Here is an 18,245-nt window from a genome sequence, read left to right as displayed (position 1 = left end):
CAGCCTGCTAGCCAGTGCTCCATGGCACGGACGGTGAAGGGCAGGCGACGCATGGGTTGGATCGGCTGGGCGGCGCTTTGCTTCGTCCTGCTCGGATTGGTCGGCTATGCCGCCTACAGCCATGCCATGCGGAATAATGCTGTTGCCGTGCTGGACGGTGCCGACAAGCTGCTCAACGGTGGCGATGGCGCGATCCAGCTGGTCGCGGCCGAGCGCTATGGCAACGATCCAGCGCAGAAGCTCGAGATGTTCGTGCCGCAAGGCGCCAAGGGCGCGCTGCCGATCGTGGTGTTCGTGCATGGCGGCAGCTGGGCGAGCGGCAATCCCCACGACTATCGCTTCATTGCGCGGACGCTGTGCGCGCAGGGCTTTGCGGTCGTGCTGGCGGGTTACCGGCTCTATCCGCAGGCGAAGTTTCCCGGCATGCTGGAGGACGGCGCGGCGGCGCTGCGCTGGGTGCAGGACAATGCCGCAAGGTATCGTGGCGATCCGGCGCGCATGGCGCTGATGGGGCATTCGGCCGGGGCCTACAACGTGGTCATGCTCACGCTTGATCCGCAGTGGCTGAAGGGCGTGGGGCTGGACGCGCAGGCGATCCGCGGGACGGTCTCGCTCGCTGGACCGTTCGATTTCCTGCCCCTCGATTCCCCGGCAACCATCAACAGCTTCGGCGATGCGCCAGGTCTTTCCAGAACCCAGCCGGTCAACTTCGCGCGCCAGGACGCCCCGCCGCTCCTGCTGGTGACGGGCGATGCTGATACCCGGGTCAAGCCGCGCAATTCGCAGGCGCTCGCCCAGCGACTGACCGAAGCAGGCGCGCCGAACCAGCCGGTCCTGCTCGAGGGTGTCTCCCATGAAGGCATCATCATGATGTTCGCGCGCCCCTTCGCGCGCGATACCCGCGCGCTTGACGCAGTGCTGCCGTTCCTCGCCAAGGTCACGGCACCTTCAGTTGCCGTTCAGGCGCCGGGTCGATAGTCCAGGCGTCGTGACGGTCCGAATCCCCGCCCTGCTCCTCTCGCGCCTGCTCGCGCTGGTCGCCGCGCTGTCGCTCTGCATCCAGCCAGCGGCTGCGCAATCGGTGCTGCGCGATGCGGAAACCGAGGCGCTGTTCCGCGATGCCTCTGCCCCGATCTTCAAGGCGGCGGGGTTCAACCCCAAGGCGATCGATCTGGTCCTGCTTAACGACGGGTCGATCAACGCCTTCGTTGCCGGAGGACAGGCGATCTATATCCATTCGGGGCTGATAAGCGCGGCTGACAACGTCAACGAACTGCAGGGCGTGATCGCGCACGAACTGGGCCACATCACCGGCGGCCACATCATCCGGTACAACGAGGGGCTCAAGCCGGCCACCGGCATCACCGTGCTTTCGCTGCTGCTCGGCGGTCTGGCCGCTGCGGCAGGTTCGCCCGACGCGGCGCTGGGCGTGTTCATGGCCGGGCAGCAGGCCGCGCTGGGCAAGTTCCTCGCCTTCAGCCGCGCGCAGGAAAGCTCGGCAGACGCAGCGGGCGCAAAATTCCTTTCCGACGCCGGTATTTCCGGGCGCGGTTCGATCGAGTTCTTCAAGAAGCTGCAGAACCAGGAATTCCGCTATGGCTACAATGCCAGCAAGAATCCGGACGCGGAGTTCTACAGCACGCACCCGATGACGTCCGACCGCCTGACCACGCTCCAGGATGTCTACGAGAAGGACCCGGCGTGGAACACCCCGCCCCCGGCCGAGCTGCAGGCGCGGTTCCAGCGGGTCAAGGCCAAGCTCAACGGCTATCTGGCCGAACCGCAGGACACGCTGCGCGCCTACCCCGATTACATGACCGACATTCCCGCGCGCTATGCCCGCGCCTATGCCTTCCACAAGGAGGCTTATGTCGACAAGGCTTTGGCGGAGACCAGGGCGCTGATCGCCAGCGATCCGGACAATCCCTATTTTCTCGAGCTGGAAGGACAGATCCTGCTCGAATCCGGTCGCCCCGCGGATGCCGTGGCGCCGCTGCGCAAGGCTACGCAACTGACCGGCAACGAGCCATTGATCGCCACCACCTTTGGCCACGCCCTGATCGCCACCGAGGACAAGGACAATTTCGCCGAAGCCGAAAAGGTGCTGAAGACTTCGGCCTCGCGCGACCGGGACAATCCCTTCACCTGGTACCAGCTCGGCGTGGTCTACGAAGCCAAGGGCGACATTCCCCGCGCGCGCCTTGCCAGTGCCGAACAGCAGCTTATGAACATGCGGCTGGCCGAAGCCGTACGCAGCGCCGAGGCCGCCGAGGCCGCACTGCCCAAGGGCACGCCCGACTGGCTACGCGCGCAGGACATTGCGATGTCGGCGCGGGCAATGATGGAACGCCAGAAGAAATCCCGCTAGGCACCAGACAATGTCAGATACAAAGCCCCGCCGCATAGGCGCCTTCGCCGCCTTCGCCCTGCTCCTTGCCGCAGGCGGGGCAGCTGGAGGATGGTGGTACGCCCACCGCGACGCCGATACTGCGTCAGGCGACGACGCGGACCTTGAAGCCTCGCTGGCGAGCGCGGGAATCAATGGCAAGGAACGCGCCGCGATCGAAGGACTGGTGCGGTCTTATATCCTTGAACACCCCGAAGTCCTGCCCGAGGCGATGGAGCGGCTGCAGCAGCGCGAGGCGGCAGCGCAGATCGGTCCGATGCGCGGCGCGCTTGAAACACCCTTCCCCGGTGCGGTCATGGGCAATCCCGACGGCAAGGTCACGCTGGTGGAGTTCACCGACTTTGCCTGCACCTATTGCCGGCAGAGCGTGAAGACCCTGGACGCGCTGATCGCGAAGAACCCCGACTTGCGCGTGGTTGTGCGTGAACTGCCGATCATCGCACCCGAAAGCGCGCCCGCCGCGCGCATGGCGCTGGCGGCGGCAGCGCAGGGCAAGTATCCCGCCTATCACAAGGCGATGTTCGAGGGCGCCCGGCCTTCGGATGCCAGCATCACCGCTGCGGCGACCGCGGCGGGGCTCGACCTCGCCTCGGCACGCACCTTTGCAGCCCGGCCCGATGTCGAGGAAGAGCTCAAGCGCAACCTTCAGCTGGCCCGCCAGCTTGGCATCAACGGGACGCCCGCATGGGTGATCGGCGAACAGCTGGTTCACGGCGCAGTTCCGCAGGAAGACCTGCAGGCTGCCATCGATGCGGCACGCAAGAGCTGAGGCGGAAGTAACAGGGGCGGGCTAGCCTAGCCCGCTCCGAACGGTTACAAACCTTTTCATGGCAGCCTTGCCGTTCAGACCGACGCCGTTCTTCGGCAACAAGAACAGAGCCTTCTGGCGCCTGCAGTTCATGGGCTGGGGCGGCGCGATGCTGCTGCGTGCGATGTCGTCCATCGCCAATGCGCAGCCGTGGTCGTTCCTCGTCATCGTCGTCATCGCCACGATCACCGGCTTCTCGATCTCGCTGATCCTGTCGGTAATCTACCGCGCGCTGATCAACCGGCGGCCGATTGTCACCTGGGGCGTGACTGCCATCGCGATGTCGGTGGCGGTCGGTCTTTACGCCTTCATCGATTCGTGGGTCATCAGCCTCTACCGGCAAGGCGGCGATGCCAGTTTCGCGCAGCTGTTCCTCGGGGTGTTTTACCTCGACCTCACGCTCGTGATCTCGTGGACCGGGCTGTATTACGCGATCAACTTCTTCCTGCAGGTGGAAGAGCAGAACGACCAGCTGATGCGGCTGGAGGCACAGGCAACCTCGGCCCAGCTGGCCATGCTGCGCTACCAGCTCAACCCGCACTTCTTGTTCAACACGCTCAATTCGATTTCCACGCTGGTCCTGCTCAAGCAGACCGAACCGGCAAACGCGATGCTTTCGCGCCTGTCCTCGTTCCTGCGCTACACGCTGGTCAACGAGCCGACCGCGCGGGTGACCGTTGCCCAGGAAATCGAGACATTGAAGCTCTACCTCGATATCGAACGCATGCGCTTCGAGGAGCGCCTGCGCACCGAGTTCCGCATCGATGATGCCATCCGCAATGGCCTGATGCCTTCGCTGCTGCTGCAACCGCTGGTCGAGAATGCCATCAAGTATGCGGTCAGCCCGATGGAGTACGGCGCGGAAATCACCGTCGAGGCGCAACTCGTCGGCCCGATGCTGCGGGTCACCGTGTCGGACACCGGGCCGGGCTTGCCACCGGGCACCGATCCTTCAAGCGTGTTCGGCGTGAGCAGTGACAGCACCGGGATCGGTCTTGCCAACATCCGCGACCGTCTGGTCCAGGCCTATGGCGAGAACCAGCGCTTTGACATCTCAAACCGCCCGGAAGGGGGTTTTCAGGTCGTGCTCGAACTGCCGTTCGAAGCAAAGGCCGAGCCTGTACAGGCCATGCCCGTCCGACGCCCGATCGGGGTCGGCATGGGGGTTGGTGCATGATCTCGGGAACCGACTGCCACTTTACCCGTCCTGCCATCAGGCAGACTCCAACGGGGGACCGTTTCGGGGGCGCAACGTGATCCAAGTCTGGACAAGACCCAAGGGAACCGCATGACGATCCGCACGATCCTCGTCGACGACGAGAAACTGGCCATTCAGGGGCTGCAGCTCCGGCTTCAGGCCTTCCCCGATGTCGAAGTGATCGACACCTGTTCGAACGGCCGCGAGGCCATCCGCAAGATCAAGACCGAAAAACCCGACCTCGTCTTCTGCGACATCCAGATGCCCGGCTTTGACGGCTTCTCGGTGGTCAAGGGCGTGATGGAAATCGACCCGCCGCTGTTCGTGTTCGTGACCGCTTATTCCGAGCACGCGATCAAGGCGTTCGAAGCCAATGCCGTCGACTACCTGCTCAAGCCGGTTGAGGAAGACCGTCTTGCCGACGCACTGGACCGCGCGCGCACGCGTCTGTCCGAGAAGCGCGGCCGCGAAGAAGCCGAGAAGCTCAAGACCGTGCTCGCCGAAGTGGCGCCCGATGCCATGCCGGAGATCGAGGACGAGGGCGAGCCCCTTGCCGGCCGCTTCGAGAAGCTCATCAACATCAAGGACCGTGGCAAGATCTTCCGCGTCGATGTCGACACGATCGAGCGCATCGAGGCTGCGGGCGACTACATGTGCATCTACACCGGCGACAATTCGCTGATCCTGCGCGAGACGATGAAGGACTTGGAGCGTCGCCTCGATCCCCGCGTGTTCCAGCGCGTGCACCGCTCCAAGATCGTCAACCTCGATCAGGTGCGCCAGGTCAAGCCGCATACCAACGGCGAATGCTTCCTTGTCTTGGAAAGTGGTGCCGAGGTGAAGGTATCGCGCTCGTACCGCGACGTGGTGGCGCGTTTCGTTCACTGACCAAATTCGCCTCACACTTCCGCTCATGCTGAGCTTGTCGAAGCATGCCCGAGCCGGTAGCTGCGAAGGACGTGCCTGCCTCGCGTCCTTCGACAGGCTCAGGACGAGCGGAGTGCTTTGATGCAAGAATTTCTCATCCCCGGCTTTGATCTTGAAGCCTTCGTCACCGCAACGGTTGCCGAGGATCTTGGCGAAGGCCTGCCTGGCGGCGGGCATGACGTGACCAGCGAAAGCGTGATTCCGGCCGATGCGCGCTTTTCCGGCGTGATGGACAGCCGCGACGCGATAACGGTGTGCGGCTTGCCGATTGCCGCCGCATTCTTCCGCGCGCTCGATCCTGCCATGAAGATCGAAATTCTCGTCGCAGAAGGCGCGCAGGTTTCGCCCGGCTCCGACCTGATGCGGCTCGAAGGCAATGCCCGTGCGATGCTGACGGCAGAGCGCAGTGCGCTCAACACCGTCCAGCACCTTTCGGGCATTGCCACGCTCACCCGCCAGTACGTTGATGCCATGGGCGAGACGAACGCGAAATTGCTCGATACCCGCAAGACCATCCCCGGCCTGCGCCTCCTCGAAAAGTACGCCGTGCGCACCGGTGGCGGCACCAATCATCGCATGGGCCTGTGGGACGCGGCGATGATCAAGGACAACCACGTACTCGTCGCAGGTGGCGTGGCCGAAGCCGTGCGCCGCGCGCTGTCTGCAGGGGTCAAGGACGTGATCTGCGAGGTCGATCATATCGACCAGATCGAACCCGCTCTCGATGCCGGCGCAACCCGCCTGCTGCTCGACAACATGGGACCAGACTGCCTGCGCGAAGCCGTGGCGCTGGTTGCCGGCCGCGTCCCATGCGAGGCTTCTGGCGGGGTGCGGCTTGACACCATCGGCGCGATTGCCGCCTCGGGCGTGGATTACGTATCGGTCGGCCGCCTAACGCAGAGCGCGCCCGCAGCCGACATCGGCCTCGACTTCACGCCAATCGCCTGAACGGAACCCCAGATGCGCCCCGCCACCATCCGCGCCTTTGAAATCAGCGTGATCGCCAGCCAGCTTATCCGTATCGTCAACATCGTTGCCAATGCTGGTGCGATGGCAGCCGCGCTGGAGGTCGGCCGCAATGAGTTGTTGATCGGGCCGTTTGCCAACGCGCTGGTCGCCATCGGTCTTGCGCTCGCAGTTTCTCGCGGCCGGTTTGCGATAGCGCGCTGGTTTCTTGCCGCCGTGATCGCGCTCGACGTGCTGGGCCTGGGCGGAATTCCGGCCGTGGCGACCATGATCGGCGTTCCTTTCGCGATCTTCTCGGTCATCGCCATCCTGTTGATGATTGCCGCAGGCGTGCTGATGTTCCTGCCGGCATCGACGGCGTGGCTGAAGCAGGACAAGGCTGGCTGAGAAGATGCGATCACGCATCGCGGCGATTGCCTTCGGCCTCACCGCCACTCCTGCCCTCGCGCAAGGCTGGCAATGCCAGGTGCCACCGCAGATCAGCGTACCCGCCCTACCCGAGCCTGACGCGCCGCCGCGCATCGTGCCAACGACCGGCTACACGCTCGCCATAAGCTGGTCGCCCGAGTTCTGCCGCACACGCAAGCTCGATCCCGCCCATGCCACCCAGTGTTCGGGCAGGCAGGGACGCTTCGGCTTCGTGCTCCACGGACTGTGGCCAGATGGCAAGGGCGGCAAGTATCCGCAGTACTGCCCCTCGCGCCTGCGGCCGGATGCGCAGGTCCTGCGCCGCAACTTCTGCACCACGCCTTCGGCCGACCTGATGATGCACGAGTGGGCCAAGCATGGTACCTGCATGGGGATTACCCCTGCGGAGTACTTCGACAAGGGCCGCGCGCTGTTCCAGGGTCTGGAGTTTCCCGACATGGCCCGTCTCTCGCGCACCGAGGGGCTGGACGTGGGCAAGGTCAAGCAGGCGCTGGTCATCGCCAATCCGCGCCTCCGGCCAGAAATGATCCGCCTGCTGCTGGGTCGCGACGGCTGGCTGCGCGAGGTGCACCTGTGCCATTCGCGCAAGCTCAAGCCCATGCGCTGCCCTATCGGCAACGGCGGGCCGCCAAACACGGTTCCGGTGAAGATCTGGCGCTCTTTCTAGCGCCGCTCGCGGAAGAACCGGCGCAGCATCTCGGCCGCTTCATCCTCGCCCATGCCGGAATAGACTTCGGGCCGGTGCAGGCAGGTGGGCTGTTCGAACACGCGCGCGCCGTGCTCCACCGCGCCGCCCTTGGGATCGCTGGCGGCGTAGTAGACCCGTGCGACGCGGGCGTGGGCAATGGCCCCTGCACACATCGCGCAGGGCTCGAGGCTCACCCACAGGTCACAACCTTCGAGCCGCTCCTGCCCGAGCGCCGCAGCCGCAGCCCGAATCGCCAGCACTTCGGCATGGGCGGTGGGGTCGCAGAGTGTGCGCGGCTGGTTATGGGCCGCAGCGATGACCTTGCCGTCCTTGACGACCACCGCACCGATCGGCACTTCGCCCTCATCGGCAGCAATACGGGCTTCCGCAAGGGCCAGTCGCATCGGTTCAGGCAGGGGCCAGCGGATCATGGTGCGGGGTATAAGGAGCAGATTGCTGCTTTCAAACTCCGAATCCTTGACTTCGCCCGGTGAATCGATAAGAGCCGCGCCTTCCCGATAGGTATTATCGAACACAAGCGAGTTTTAGCCATGTCGCGTATCTGCGAACTGACCGGTAAGGGCCGCCAAGTCGGTCACAACGTAAGCCACGCCAACAACAAGACCAAGCGTCTGTTCCTGCCCAACCTGCAGAACGTCACGCTGATGAGCGAGAAGCTGGAGCGCAGCTTCAAGTTCCGCGTTTCGACGCATGGTCTGCGTTCGGTCGAACACAACGGCGGTCTCGACAACTGGCTGCTCAAGCAGTCGGACACCAAGCTCTCGACGCGCGCCCTCAAGGTGAAGCGCGAGCTGGTCAAGGCGAACGCCGCCTAATCTTTCTGCCCGCAAGGGTTTGAAAATCGAAGGCCCCCTTTCCCTAACCGGATCGGGGGCTTTTGCTGTACCTGCTATCGGGCGGAAAGCGTCGCCGGATCGAACCAGAGCCTCAGCAGCCGTGTCTGCTGGAACGTCGAGGCGTTGGCGTCGGAGACCAGCCAGAGTGACAGCCCGTCCGTGCCAGGCGTCAGCGCCATCCCTTCCCAGTTCTCGCGCATGGCTGGTCCTTCGAGGCGGGCCAGTTCCGTGGTCGGCAGTGGCCGCCGGGGATCGAGGCGCGAGAGATCGGCAAGCACGATTCGCGCCGAGAAGCCGGGTGGTGAAAAGCCCAGCTTGCGCACAAGGATGAGCAGCCTGCCATCCGGCAGCGGCACAGCGTCCACCGGATCAAACGCCGCAGGGACGATGAATCCGAACTTTTGCGCCTTCGACAGTCCCGGACGACCTTTGAACAACAGCCCGAGATGAAGCCCGCCCCGACCGGTGCCGCAGGATTCGCACAGCATGATCCAGCGGCCATCGGGCAGGCCGGCCATCGCCTCGGCCCCGCCATTGCGGGGCCAGTCCCGCGTTTCGTTCACCGGGATGAGATTGGTGGCACCGGAGCCGGGGTCCGTCCGGACCACGCGCCAATCGTCTTCCAGCCCGGTCCAGAGGCTGCCATCGGCAGAATCACGCACGACACTTTCGGTATCGAAGCCAACGCTGGTGTGTCCATCGGGCCAGCGCTGCACCACCATGTTCGGCATCGATGAGGTGAAGGCGCCGGGCGTCAGCGACAAGGGGATCGAAAGCGTGCGGTTGCGGTCGCTGATGGCAAGCAGTCCGCCATCTTGCGGCACCAGCGCCGAATAGCCGCCGAAGCGGTGGTCCGCCCCTTCCAGCAACCAGGCCTGTTGCAGAACGAAGGGGCCAAGCTGCTTCCGCTCCGCCGCGGGGATTCCCGGCATGAGGTCAGTGACGACAACCCGTCGGTCGAACGTGAAGGGGTCCTTGCGCTGCGTTGCCCAGACCAGCACGGCCAACGGCAGCAGGACGAGGAAGGTGAAGAGTTTGCGACGCACCGGCATGCCGTGGGCATCGCGCCCGGCACCGTCAATCGCGAAATATGCTCAGGTCCTGCAATCAGGCAGGGCGGAACTTCAGCGCATCGCCGTTGATGCAATAGCGCAGCCCCGTGGGCGCAGGGCCGTCGTCAAAGACATGGCCGAGATGGCCGCCGCATTGCGTACAGTGGACTTCGGTACGGACCATTCCCAGCGAACGGTCGGAACTGGTCGCCACGCCCTTGGGCAGGGGCTTCCAGAAGCTGGGCCAGCCGGTCCCGCTATCGAACTTGGTGGCGGACGAGAACAGCGGATGGCCATCGGCCGCGCAGACGAAGGTGCCCTTGCGATGCTCTTTCAGCAGTGGCGACGTAAAGGGGCGTTCCGTGCCTTCCTCGCGCAGGATGTAGAACTGTTCTGCCGTCAGGACACGGCGCCATTCGGCCTCGCTCTTCATGATCGGGAACGTGCCCTTGGCCGCAGGCTTGGCACTGCAGGCGCTGGCAAAGGGCAGGACCGAGCCTGCGGCGAGGAAAGCCATGAAGCTGCGACGCGAGGTTGACTGGGCGATCATCTGCAAACCTTCCGGTGTCCTGCCGATGGGAGAGAGGGTGTTACCTCGGGGGCGGAGTGCCCACCGGCAGGACTTGGGCCATGCTAGCCTGGTCCTGCCTGCTCCATCGTGACGCAGGTCATAGCACGACGACCTGTATCCGCGATTACCGCTTTTCGAGCACGACCTCGAGCTTGCGGAAGCCGTGGACGAAGTTGGCGCGAACGCGCTCCACTGCGCCAGCCACGCGCCCCTGCATCCGCCGCTCGTGCATTTCCTCGAGCAGGATGCGCAGTTGCAATTCCGCCAGACGCGCGCCGACGCAGCGGTGCACGCCATAGCCGAAGGACAGGTGCCGCCGCGCATTGTCGCGATCGACGATCAGCTTGTCGGCGTTCTCGAACACGCTCTCGTCGCGGTTGGCCGAAATGTACCACAGGATCAGCTTCTCGCCGGCCTTGATCTGCTGGCCAAACAGGTAGGCATCGGCCGTCGCCGTGCGTCGCATGTGCGCCAGCGGGGTGACATAGCGGATGCATTCCTGCACCGCGTTGGGGATCAGCGAAGGATCGCGGGCGAGCAGGTCACGCTGGTCGGGGAACTGGTCGAGCGCGTGGACGATGCCTGACATCGTGTTGCGCGTGGTATCGTTGCCGCCGACGATCAGCAGCACGAGGTTGCCCATGAACTCCTGCGGGCTCATGTGGTTCATTGCCTCGGAATGGATCATCATCGAGATGAGATCGCCAGAGGGCTCGGCGCGCATGCGTTCGCCCCACAGGCGCTGGAAATAGTGCGCCATCTCGCCAAGGAAGCCGAAACGCATGTCGGACAGTTCGCGGGCGAGGATCAGTTCGACGTCACCGGCCCAGTCCGACCAGAACGTCAGCAATCGGCGATCCTTCCACGGGAAGCCGAACAGCAGCGCCAGCATGCCGGTGGTGAGTTCGATCGAGACCTTGTCGACCCAGTCGAACTTCTCGCCCCACGGCAGCGAATCGAGCACCTCGCCGGTGCGCTGGCGGATCTCCCGCTCCATCTCGACCATCTTGGCCGGGGTAAAGGCGGGGGCGACAGTGCGGCGCTGGCCGGTATGCTCGGGCCGGTCCATGGCGATGAACATCGGCAGCTGCCGTTCGGCCAGCAGCGCAGGATCGGTATCTGCCGGGGGATCGCCGATGGTGATGCCGCCATGCTTCCATGACGAGGAATAGAGTTCGGGAAGCGATTCGACGTGCTGGATCGCCTTGTGGTTCACCACGTTCCAGTAGGCACCGTAGGGCGATTCGGGGATGAAGTTGACAGGTGCTTGCGCACGCATCTCTGCAAAGATCGGCTGCCAGCGATCCTCGACATAGATGTCCGATCGGCTGACATCCCACTTGTGATTGTGGACCGGGGCGCCTTGCGGGTTCTCCTTGAGCCAGGCGGTGAACGCCTCGATCGCGGTGGGAGAGCTGCGGTAGGTGAACTGCTGGGCTTCGGGTGCAAGCTGCGTGGCCATGGCTATCCTCCGGAACGGCCGCACGTTGCCCGCACGGTCCTCGTCACTTTGGTAGCTTGCCACAACCTACACGGGTGTCAATAAGCTTTGCGCCTGAACCGTGCGAACACGCCGCCCCTGGCCTTGCCGCGCGCCGGGCCTGACTTCATCACCGTCCGGCGGAACAGCTGTGCCCCGGCCCGCACGATCACGACAACCCAGAACGCCTGCCACAGCAGCGCAAGGACGTGCGGCCACACCTCGGGCTGTTGCGCGGCGCGCGCCAGCATGGCGTAGGGCGAACTGACCGGGAAGATTATCGAAAGCCATTCCACCCACGTGCCCGGCATCGTCAGCGCATAGCTCGAGAAGAAGAACACCATCAGCTGGAACATCGAGACGGGCATCGAAAGCGTCTGCACCTCCCGCACCGTGGCCGCCATGCCGCCGATCGACAGGAACAGGGATCCCATCAGCAGATAGGCCATCGCGAAGTAGAGGAAACCGAGGGTCAGGAACAGTGGCCAGCCCACTGCCGGGGCGGACAGGCTGGGCAGGCTTTCAGAACCGGCCAGCACGATCGCGCCGATGGCCGTACCCCACACGGCAATGCCGACAAGGCTGACGGCAAGCATGGCAAAGAGCTTGCCCATGAACAGGGCGTCCATCGGGATGGCCGCAGCCAGCACCTCGATGATCTTGTTGCCCTTTTCCTCGACAAGGTTGGACAGGACCATGCCCGCCAGCAGCATGGTCAGCAGGAACAGCAGAACCTGAGCGCCCTGTGCCGTGTAGATCTGGCCGGTGCGGACCTTCGCAATCGACGTGTTGACCTCCTCGACCTGCACGTCCGGATAGGCCGTTGGCGCCTCGGCGCGGGCGCGCGCGGCAAGGTTGGAAACAAGGCCGACCCACTGGCGTGCACGGTCGGCGGTTGCGGTCAGGGTCGGTCCATCGAGCGTCCCGCCGACCACCGCAGTCACCTCGCGGTTGCCATCGGCAAGGGCGCTCCGGGCATCGAAGGCCTTTCCTGGCGCGGCGGCGGCAAGTTCGATCATGTCGGGCAGGCCACCGGCCATTCGCCCGTCCAGTTCTTCGCGCGCGGCCATCATGCGCCTGTTGTCCTCCGCGCTCATGGCAAGACCGATGGTCGGCCGCTCGACGTTCTGCTGGACCTTGGCGCCAATGTTTCCGGCAAGGCCACCCACGACAAGCGGGAAAGCCGGGCCGATCAGGAAGAAGATGAAGGTCTTGGAGAACACCACCGCGACGAAATCGCGCCGGGCGATGACCAGCGCGCAGCGCAGCTTTTCGGCAAATCCGCTCACCGCGCCTCTCCTTCGCTTTCCTCGAGCGCCTTGGCCGCTGCCTCGCCGGCGATGGCAACGAAGGCATCGTGCAGCCCCGCCCGCTCGATCGACAGGCTGAGAATGCCGGCATCGCCTTCGATCAGCGCGCGCAGCAGTGGCTCGACACCGGTTTCGGGCAGTGTGAAATACCAGAACGCGCCTTCGTGCCGCACGTCGACGGGGAGCGCGGCGCGCCAAGGCCCATCCTGCGCACGCGTTTCGAGCCGGACCTGCGGGCGCAGGCGGTCGCGGGCCAGGTCTACCGGTCCTGCGAAGGGCACCTTGCCGCCGGCGATGATCGCAATCCTGTCGCACAGGCGCTCGGCATGGGCGATGACGTGGGTCGAGAAAATCACCGTGGTACCGCCCGTTGCCAACGCACGGATCATGCGCTCGAGCTTGCCCTGGTTGATGGCGTCAAGCCCTGAGAAGGGCTCGTCCAGCACGACGAGATCGGGCTTGTGGACGAGCGTGCCGAGCAGCTGGACGGTCTGCGCCATGCCTTTCGACATCTGCCGGATCTGGCGATCGGCCGCATAGCCAAGACCATGTTCTTCCAGCAATTCGCGCCCGCGGCGGCGTCCCTCCTTGAGCGGCACGCCGCGCAGGGCGGCGAGGAAGCCGATTGCCTCGTATGCCTTCATCGCGGGATAGAGGCCGCGTTCCTCCGGCAGGTATCCGATGCGACGGGCGACCTCGGTCGGGCGTTCGTGGCCCAGCACGCGGCGATAGCCCGCGTCCGGATCGATGATGCCCAGCAACATGCGCAGCGTCGTGGTCTTGCCGGCGCCGTTGGGGCCGAGAATGCCATAGATCGCGCCCTTGGGCACGGATATGTCCACGCCATCGACAGCCGTGAAACCGTCGAAGCGCTTGATAAGACCCCGCGCCTCGATGGCGAGTTCCTCTCCGGCACTGTCAACCGCGTTGCCAGCCACCGGCCATTCCCCTAGCTCGATCTTCATGGGTCATCGCCCTAGCGATAGGCGATGAACGAGCAGGGCAGCAAGTGTGGTTAACTCAAGTCCAACTCTCGAAGGCAGAGAGGCAACTCCCGGGGGCAGAGGGGCAACTCTTGGCAGCGAAGGCCTGACTCTCGAGGGCAAACTGGCAGCAGAAGCCACGCGCCTGGGCTTTGCCGCCTGCGGCATCGCGCCTGCCCATGACGACCCCCTCAGAGCGGCCCGACTCGAACAGTGGCTGGGCGAGGGATGCCACGGATCGATGGAGTGGATGGAAACCCGGCTCCATCATCGCCGAGGGCCGCAATCCCTGTGGCCCGATGCGAGAAGCGTGATCGCGCTGGGGATGAGCTACGCCCCGGCCGCGGACCCCCGCGCGCTGGAGGCGCACCCGGAGCGCGGGCGCATTTCGGTCTATGCCCAGGGCGGCGATTATCATGACGTGGTGAAGCGCAATCTCAAGGCGCTGGCGCGCTGGCTGGTGGCCGAGGTGCCGGGGGCCGAGGTCAAGGTCTTCGTCGATACCGCGCCGGTGATGGAAAAGCCGCTGGCGCAGGCAGCGGGGATCGGGTGGCAGGGCAAGCATACCAACCTCGTCAGCCGGACCCATGGTTCGTGGCTGTTCCTGGGCGCGATCTATACCACGCTGGACCTGACGCCCGATGCACCGCATGCCGACCGCTGCGGATCGTGCACGGCGTGCCAGACAGCCTGTCCGACGAATGCTTTTCCCAAGCCCTATCAACTGGATGCGCGGCGGTGCATTTCCTACCTGACGATCGAGCACAAGGGGCCGGTGGCGGAGGAATTCCGCGAGGCGCTGGGCAACCGCATCTATGGCTGTGACGATTGCCTGGCGGCCTGTCCGTGGAACAGCTTTGCGAGGGCCGCGCAGGCCAACCGGGCGTTCCTCCCCCGCGCCGAACTGACCGCGCCGAAGCTCAAGGAACTGCTGGCGCTGGACGATGCCACGTTCCGGCAGGTGTTCAGCGGCAGTCCGATCAAGCGGATCGGGCGGGACCGGATGGTGCGCAATTGCCTTTATGCGGCGGGCAACAGCGGCGAGCGGGCATTGCTCCCTGCGGTGACAGCCCTTGCCGACGATCCCGACCCGGCGGTGGCAGATGCCGCCCGCTGGGCCGTGGCCCGTTTGGCCTAGAGCATTTCCTTGAGCGGAACGCTGGCGTCGGCGAGCTGTTCAGGTGCGATCTGGGCGCGGGCTTCGACCAGCTTCTTGCCCTGCACGTAGTCCTTGACCATGTTCACGCAATCGAGCGCGATGACCTTGCCGTTCTTGAGGTAGACCACCGAGAACGAGCGCGTGGCCGGATCGCCGCGCAGCACGGCGTTGTCATGTCCGGTGGAGAGGCCGACCGTCTGCAGGCGCAGGTCATACTGGTTGGACCAGAACCACGGCGTCGCCTTGTAGGGCGCTTCGGTGCCGCAGATGCACTTGGCAACGGTGGTGGCCATGTCGTTGGCGTTCTGGACGGATTCGAGGCGGATCACGGCGCCGTCGGCGAAGTCGTTCGAGTGAGCCGCGCAATCGCCGATCGCATAGACATCGGGCAGCGAGGTGCGGCACAGTTCGTCGACATCGACGCCGTTTCCGCCTGAAGCGCCAGCGGCCAGCAGCGGGCCCACGCACGGGACGATGCCGATGCCGACAATGACGATATCGGCCGGGATGACCGACCCGTCCTGCATCTTCACGCCGGTCGCCTTGACGCCATCGCCTTCGATGCAATCCATCGCCGCGCCGGTGCGCAGATCGACGCCATGGGCGCGGTGTTCGGCCTGGTAGAATTCGGACAGCGCTTCACCGGCGACGCGCGCAAGCACGCGCGGCAGGGCTTCGAGCAGGGTGACCGAAACGTCGAACTTGGTCAGCACGGCGGCAGCTTCGAGGCCGATATAGCCTCCGCCGACGACCACGGCGCGCTTGGCTCCGGCGTCCAGCTCCGCCATCAGCCGGTCGGCATCTTCCTTGGTGCGGACGGCGTGGACGCCCTTGAGGTCTGCCCCCATGCAGGACAGGCGGCGCGGATCGCCGCCAGTGGCCCAGATCAGCTTGCCGTAGCCGATCTCGCTGCCATCGCCGAGCTTCACTGTGTGTGCGGCGGGATCGAGCGAGACGACTTCGGCGCCGAGCTTCATCTCGACGGCCTTGTCCTCCCAGAACTGTGCCGGGCGGATGCAGATGCGCTCGAAGGTCTTTTCGCGCGCGAGGTATTCCTTGGACAGCGGCGGACGCTCGTAGGGAATTTCCGGCTCGCGCCCGATCACCAGGATGCGGCCTTCAAAGCCGTTCTGGCGCAGCGCGATCGCGGCCTGCGCGCCGCCGTGCCCGGCACCCACGATGATGACGTCTGCCTGTTCCATTGCGAATCCTCCCGGCTGTTGCGAGGGCGTTTGGCCAAAAGCCCGCGTTCGTCAACTGACAGACGCGGAAAAGTCCGTTTCAGCCAACCGATTGCCCGGATCAGATTTCGACGATCGCCCCGGCGAGCCGTTCGACTTCTGCGCGATCATGGCTGACGTAGAGGATGGGCAAACCCACTTCGTCGCGCAGGCGCTCGATGGTGCGCATGATCTCTTCGCGGCGGGCGCGGTCAAGCGAGGCCAACGGTTCGTCCATCAGCAGGAAGCGCGGGTTGGACAGCAGTGCCCGGCCGATGGCAACCCGCTGGGCTTCTCCGCCCGACAGGCTTCGTGGCCAGCGATCGAGCAGATGGGCAAGCCCGAGGAAGTCGATGACATCGGCTTGTGACATCGGTCCATCGCCACGCGCGCCATAGGCAAGATTGGCACGGACCCGCATGTGCGGGAACAGGCGCGCGTCCTGGAAGACATAGCCCGAGTGGCGCTGCTGGACGGGTATGTCGATTCCGGCGGCGCTGTCGAACAGGACTTGGCCGCCGACTACGATCCGGCCGTGATCGGGCCGCAGCAGACCGGAAACCATGTTGAGCACCGAGCTCTTGCCCGCGCCCGAAGGACCGAACAGTGCGGTCAATCCATTGGGGGCAAGGAAATTGCAGGCAACCATCGCCTTGCCCAGCCGACGCGATACCTTCACCTCAAAGGACATGGGAGCTTCTCCCCATGCGCCGGGCAAGCATCTCGGACACGACCAGCGCGATCAGCGACAGCGCCACGGACGTGGCCGCCAGCCGGGTCACCGCATCTTCACCGCCGGGTACTTGCAGTGCGCTGTAGATGGCCAGCGGCAAGGTCTGCGTTTCGCCGGGAATGTTGCTGACGAAGGTGATCGTTGCGCCGAATTCCCCGAGCGAGCGGGCAAAGCCGAGCACGGTTCCGGCAATCACGCCGGGCAGCGCGAGCGGAACAGTGATGGTGCGGAACACGCGCCAGCGCGAGGCGCCCAGTGTCATCGCCGCGGCTTCTAGGCGCTGGTCGACGGCTTCGATCGACAGGCGCATGGCGCGGGCCATCAAAGGCAGCGCCATGACGGCAGCGGCAAGCGCGGCCCCGGTCCAGCGGAACATGAAGGTGAGGCCGAGCGCCTGCTCCACCCACGCGCCGATCGGGCCTTGCGGTCCGAAGGCGAGCAGGAGCAGCCAGCCGGTGACGACCGGGGGCAGGACCAGCGGCAGGTGGATCAGCGCATCGAGCATGACCTTGCCGGGAAATCGCCCTCGCGCCAGAGCCCATGCCAGAGCGAAAGCGACAGGCAGGCAGGCTGCGACCGCGACGGCGCCGACCCTGAGCGAAAGCCGGACGATCTCCAACTCTTCGGGAGTCATCGCCGCTGGCCGAACCCGCGCCGGAGAAAGATGGCGCGACCTTCGCGCGAGATCAGGAAGCGACGGAAGGCTTCGGCATCGCCATGGCGCGAGGTTGCAAGCAGGGCGACAGGGTAGGTGATCGGCTGGTGACTTGTTGCGGGGAAAGTCCCCACCACTCGCACGCGGCGCGAGGCCATGGCATCGGTCGCGTAGACGATACCGAGGGGGGCGGCGCCACGTTCAACCAGCGCGAGGGCTGCGCGGACGTTCTCGGCGGCGGCGACCTTGCCCGCGACGCCGGTCCAGACGCCCAGCCTGCTGAGCGCTTCGCGTCCGTAACGTCCGGCGGGGACGGCGGCCGGATCGGCCATGGCGAGGCGGCGGGTCCCAAGCGCCTTGGCCAGCGGAAAGTTGCGGGTGATCTGCAGGTTCAGGCGGCTTGGCAGCGGGGCAACGAGGACGAGGCGGTTCTCGGTCAGGCGGGCGCGGGTGCCGGACTTGAGCAGGGACTTGCCCTGAAGGTAGTCCATCCACTCCTCATCGGCAGAGGCGAAGAGATCGGCGCGGGCGCCCGCTTCGGCCTGACGCGCCAAGGCCGATGAAGCGGCGAACGACAGGACGGGGCGCGGGTGACCCTTCCTGGCCCAGGCGGCGGCTGCATCGGTCATCGCTTCCTGCAGGCTGGCGGCTGCGAGGACCAGCGGCCCCTTCTCCTGCGCAAGCGCCGGAGTGGCGCCCGCAAGCGCGATCAGCAGGGCAAAGAGGGCGCGCAGCAGAATCGGCGACATCACGGTTCCGGAACAAGCTATGTTCGGCTGTATATACCATGATGCCGCTGCGG

The 18,245-nt window shown here is 65.2% G+C and carries 20 protein-coding genes; 10 read left to right on the top strand and 10 right to left on the bottom strand.

Annotation, left to right across the window (positions count from 1 at the left end):
- Positions 1 to 21: 21 nt before the first annotated feature.
- From AC3WLM_RS09155 to AC3WLM_RS09120, 8 genes are all read left to right on the top strand, one after another.
- Complete coding sequence (locus tag AC3WLM_RS09155) at positions 22 to 978, top strand: alpha/beta hydrolase (RefSeq protein ID WP_492477182.1); 957 nt, start codon at positions 22 to 24, stop codon at positions 976 to 978.
- A 10-nt stretch (positions 979 to 988) separates the two neighbouring features.
- Positions 989 to 2,368 carry a M48 family metalloprotease gene (locus AC3WLM_RS09150; RefSeq protein ID WP_039333022.1) on the top strand — a complete coding sequence of 460 codons (1,380 nt, stop codon included), beginning with the start codon at positions 989 to 991 and terminating at the stop codon, positions 2,366 to 2,368.
- Positions 2,369 to 2,378: 10 nt separating this feature from the next.
- Positions 2,379 to 3,176 carry a DsbA family protein gene (locus AC3WLM_RS09145; protein WP_039333023.1) on the top strand — a complete coding sequence of 266 codons (798 nt, stop codon included), beginning with the start codon at positions 2,379 to 2,381 and terminating at the stop codon, positions 3,174 to 3,176.
- A 58-nt stretch (positions 3,177 to 3,234) separates the two neighbouring features.
- Positions 3,235 to 4,392: a sensor histidine kinase gene (locus tag AC3WLM_RS09140; RefSeq protein WP_492477181.1), complete on the top strand. Its 1,158-nt coding sequence runs from the start codon at positions 3,235 to 3,237 to the stop codon at positions 4,390 to 4,392.
- Between the two features lie 111 nt (positions 4,393 to 4,503).
- The gene (locus AC3WLM_RS09135; protein ID WP_492477180.1) at positions 4,504 to 5,301 is read left to right on the top strand and encodes a LytR/AlgR family response regulator transcription factor; all 798 of its coding nucleotides are present in this window, start codon (positions 4,504 to 4,506) and stop codon (positions 5,299 to 5,301) included.
- A 120-nt stretch (positions 5,302 to 5,421) separates the two neighbouring features.
- Positions 5,422 to 6,288 carry a carboxylating nicotinate-nucleotide diphosphorylase gene (gene nadC / locus AC3WLM_RS09130; RefSeq protein WP_492477179.1) on the top strand — a complete coding sequence of 289 codons (867 nt, stop codon included), beginning with the start codon at positions 5,422 to 5,424 and terminating at the stop codon, positions 6,286 to 6,288.
- Between the two features lie 12 nt (positions 6,289 to 6,300).
- Positions 6,301 to 6,693, top strand: coding sequence for a hypothetical protein (locus tag AC3WLM_RS09125; protein WP_039333027.1), 393 nt, complete (start codon positions 6,301 to 6,303; stop codon positions 6,691 to 6,693).
- Between the two features lie 4 nt (positions 6,694 to 6,697).
- Complete coding sequence (locus AC3WLM_RS09120) at positions 6,698 to 7,402, top strand: ribonuclease T2 (protein WP_492477178.1); 705 nt, start codon at positions 6,698 to 6,700, stop codon at positions 7,400 to 7,402.
- On the opposite strand, the gene AC3WLM_RS09115 is transcribed toward AC3WLM_RS09120, so the two are convergent.
- Complete coding sequence (locus tag AC3WLM_RS09115; RefSeq protein ID WP_492477177.1) at positions 7,399 to 7,854, bottom strand: nucleoside deaminase; 456 nt, start codon at positions 7,852 to 7,854, stop codon at positions 7,399 to 7,401. The two genes, AC3WLM_RS09120 and AC3WLM_RS09115, sit on opposite strands and share 4 nt — an antisense overlap.
- Before the next feature lie 120 nt (positions 7,855 to 7,974).
- Between AC3WLM_RS09115 and rpmB the strand changes: the two genes are divergently transcribed.
- The gene (gene rpmB / locus AC3WLM_RS09110) at positions 7,975 to 8,259 is read left to right on the top strand and encodes a 50S ribosomal protein L28 (RefSeq protein WP_039333029.1); all 285 of its coding nucleotides are present in this window, start codon (positions 7,975 to 7,977) and stop codon (positions 8,257 to 8,259) included.
- A 74-nt stretch (positions 8,260 to 8,333) separates the two neighbouring features.
- Here rpmB and AC3WLM_RS09105 read toward each other — a convergent pair whose 3' ends face one another.
- The 5 genes from AC3WLM_RS09105 to AC3WLM_RS09085 form a co-directional block, all read right to left on the bottom strand.
- Entirely contained in the window at positions 8,334 to 9,326 is a 993-nt protein-coding gene (locus AC3WLM_RS09105; protein WP_492477176.1) for an esterase-like activity of phytase family protein, read from the bottom strand.
- Positions 9,327 to 9,387: 61 nt separating this feature from the next.
- A complete protein-coding gene (gene msrB / locus AC3WLM_RS09100) occupies positions 9,388 to 9,882 on the bottom strand; it encodes a peptide-methionine (R)-S-oxide reductase MsrB (RefSeq protein ID WP_039333031.1) in 495 nt (164 codons plus the stop codon).
- A gap of 145 nt (positions 9,883 to 10,027) precedes the next feature.
- On the bottom strand, positions 10,028 to 11,365 hold the full coding sequence (locus AC3WLM_RS09095; protein ID WP_492477175.1) for a cytochrome P450: 1,338 nt from the start codon (positions 11,363 to 11,365) through the stop codon (positions 10,028 to 10,030).
- Between the two features lie 77 nt (positions 11,366 to 11,442).
- Complete coding sequence (locus AC3WLM_RS09090) at positions 11,443 to 12,672, bottom strand: ABC transporter permease (protein WP_492477174.1); 1,230 nt, start codon at positions 12,670 to 12,672, stop codon at positions 11,443 to 11,445.
- A complete protein-coding gene (locus AC3WLM_RS09085) occupies positions 12,669 to 13,658 on the bottom strand; it encodes an ABC transporter ATP-binding protein (RefSeq protein ID WP_492477173.1) in 990 nt (329 codons plus the stop codon). Before AC3WLM_RS09085 ends, AC3WLM_RS09090 begins: the two co-directional genes overlap by 4 nt.
- Before the next feature lie 124 nt (positions 13,659 to 13,782).
- On the opposite strand from AC3WLM_RS09085, the gene queG reads away from it, so the two are divergent.
- Positions 13,783 to 14,814 carry a tRNA epoxyqueuosine(34) reductase QueG gene (queG, locus tag AC3WLM_RS09080; protein WP_492478108.1) on the top strand — a complete coding sequence of 344 codons (1,032 nt, stop codon included), beginning with the start codon at positions 13,783 to 13,785 and terminating at the stop codon, positions 14,812 to 14,814.
- On the opposite strand, the gene AC3WLM_RS09075 is transcribed toward queG, so the two are convergent.
- The 4 genes from AC3WLM_RS09075 to modA all read right to left on the bottom strand — a co-directional run bounded on the left by AC3WLM_RS09075 (position 14,811) and on the right by modA (position 18,192).
- Complete coding sequence (locus AC3WLM_RS09075; RefSeq protein WP_039333041.1) at positions 14,811 to 16,037, bottom strand: NAD(P)/FAD-dependent oxidoreductase; 1,227 nt, start codon at positions 16,035 to 16,037, stop codon at positions 14,811 to 14,813. The two genes, queG and AC3WLM_RS09075, sit on opposite strands and share 4 nt — an antisense overlap.
- A 100-nt stretch (positions 16,038 to 16,137) precedes the next feature.
- Entirely contained in the window at positions 16,138 to 16,746 is a 609-nt protein-coding gene (locus AC3WLM_RS09070) for a molybdenum ABC transporter ATP-binding protein (protein WP_039333043.1), read from the bottom strand.
- Positions 16,736 to 17,422 (bottom strand): molybdate ABC transporter permease subunit, encoded by a 687-nt coding sequence (gene modB / locus AC3WLM_RS09065; protein WP_492477172.1) that lies wholly within the window; start codon positions 17,420 to 17,422, stop codon positions 16,736 to 16,738. The genes AC3WLM_RS09070 and modB overlap by 11 nt, the downstream gene beginning before the upstream one ends.
- Positions 17,419 to 18,192, bottom strand: a complete 774-nt coding sequence (modA, locus tag AC3WLM_RS09060) for a molybdate ABC transporter substrate-binding protein (protein ID WP_492477171.1) — start codon at positions 18,190 to 18,192, stop codon at positions 17,419 to 17,421. Before modA ends, modB begins: the two co-directional genes overlap by 4 nt.
- Between the last annotated feature and the right edge of the window lie 53 nt (positions 18,193 to 18,245).

This window comes from Novosphingobium sp. FW305-C-30-35 (assembly GCF_058783135.1).
Note: the sequence above shows the minus strand (reverse complement) of the source record. Positions and strands in the feature narration are given on the sequence as shown.

Excerpts from the sequence above, each read along its gene's own strand:
- AC3WLM_RS09155 (WP_492477182.1), top strand. The coding sequence starts at position 22 with ATGGCACGGACGGTGAAGGGCAGGCGACGCATGGGTTGGATCGGCTGG.
- AC3WLM_RS09145 (WP_039333023.1), top strand. The coding sequence starts at position 2,379 with ATGTCAGATACAAAGCCCCGCCGCATAGGCGCCTTCGCCGCCTTCGCC.
- AC3WLM_RS09140 (WP_492477181.1), top strand. The coding sequence starts at position 3,235 with ATGGCAGCCTTGCCGTTCAGACCGACGCCGTTCTTCGGCAACAAGAAC.
- AC3WLM_RS09135 (WP_492477180.1), top strand. The coding sequence starts at position 4,504 with ATGACGATCCGCACGATCCTCGTCGACGACGAGAAACTGGCCATTCAG.
- nadC (WP_492477179.1), top strand. The coding sequence starts at position 5,422 with ATGCAAGAATTTCTCATCCCCGGCTTTGATCTTGAAGCCTTCGTCACC.
- AC3WLM_RS09125 (WP_039333027.1), top strand. The coding sequence starts at position 6,301 with ATGCGCCCCGCCACCATCCGCGCCTTTGAAATCAGCGTGATCGCCAGC.
- AC3WLM_RS09120 (WP_492477178.1), top strand. The coding sequence starts at position 6,698 with ATGCGATCACGCATCGCGGCGATTGCCTTCGGCCTCACCGCCACTCCT.
- AC3WLM_RS09115 (WP_492477177.1), bottom strand. The coding sequence starts at position 7,854 with ATGATCCGCTGGCCCCTGCCTGAACCGATGCGACTGGCCCTTGCGGAA.
- rpmB (WP_039333029.1), top strand. The coding sequence starts at position 7,975 with ATGTCGCGTATCTGCGAACTGACCGGTAAGGGCCGCCAAGTCGGTCAC.
- msrB (WP_039333031.1), bottom strand. The coding sequence starts at position 9,882 with ATGATCGCCCAGTCAACCTCGCGTCGCAGCTTCATGGCTTTCCTCGCC.
- AC3WLM_RS09095 (WP_492477175.1), bottom strand. The coding sequence starts at position 11,365 with ATGGCCACGCAGCTTGCACCCGAAGCCCAGCAGTTCACCTACCGCAGC.
- AC3WLM_RS09085 (WP_492477173.1), bottom strand. The coding sequence starts at position 13,658 with ATGAAGATCGAGCTAGGGGAATGGCCGGTGGCTGGCAACGCGGTTGAC.
- AC3WLM_RS09075 (WP_039333041.1), bottom strand. The coding sequence starts at position 16,037 with ATGGAACAGGCAGACGTCATCATCGTGGGTGCCGGGCACGGCGGCGCG.
- AC3WLM_RS09070 (WP_039333043.1), bottom strand. The coding sequence starts at position 16,746 with ATGTCCTTTGAGGTGAAGGTATCGCGTCGGCTGGGCAAGGCGATGGTT.
- modB (WP_492477172.1), bottom strand. The coding sequence starts at position 17,422 with ATGACTCCCGAAGAGTTGGAGATCGTCCGGCTTTCGCTCAGGGTCGGC.
- modA (WP_492477171.1), bottom strand. The coding sequence starts at position 18,192 with ATGTCGCCGATTCTGCTGCGCGCCCTCTTTGCCCTGCTGATCGCGCTT.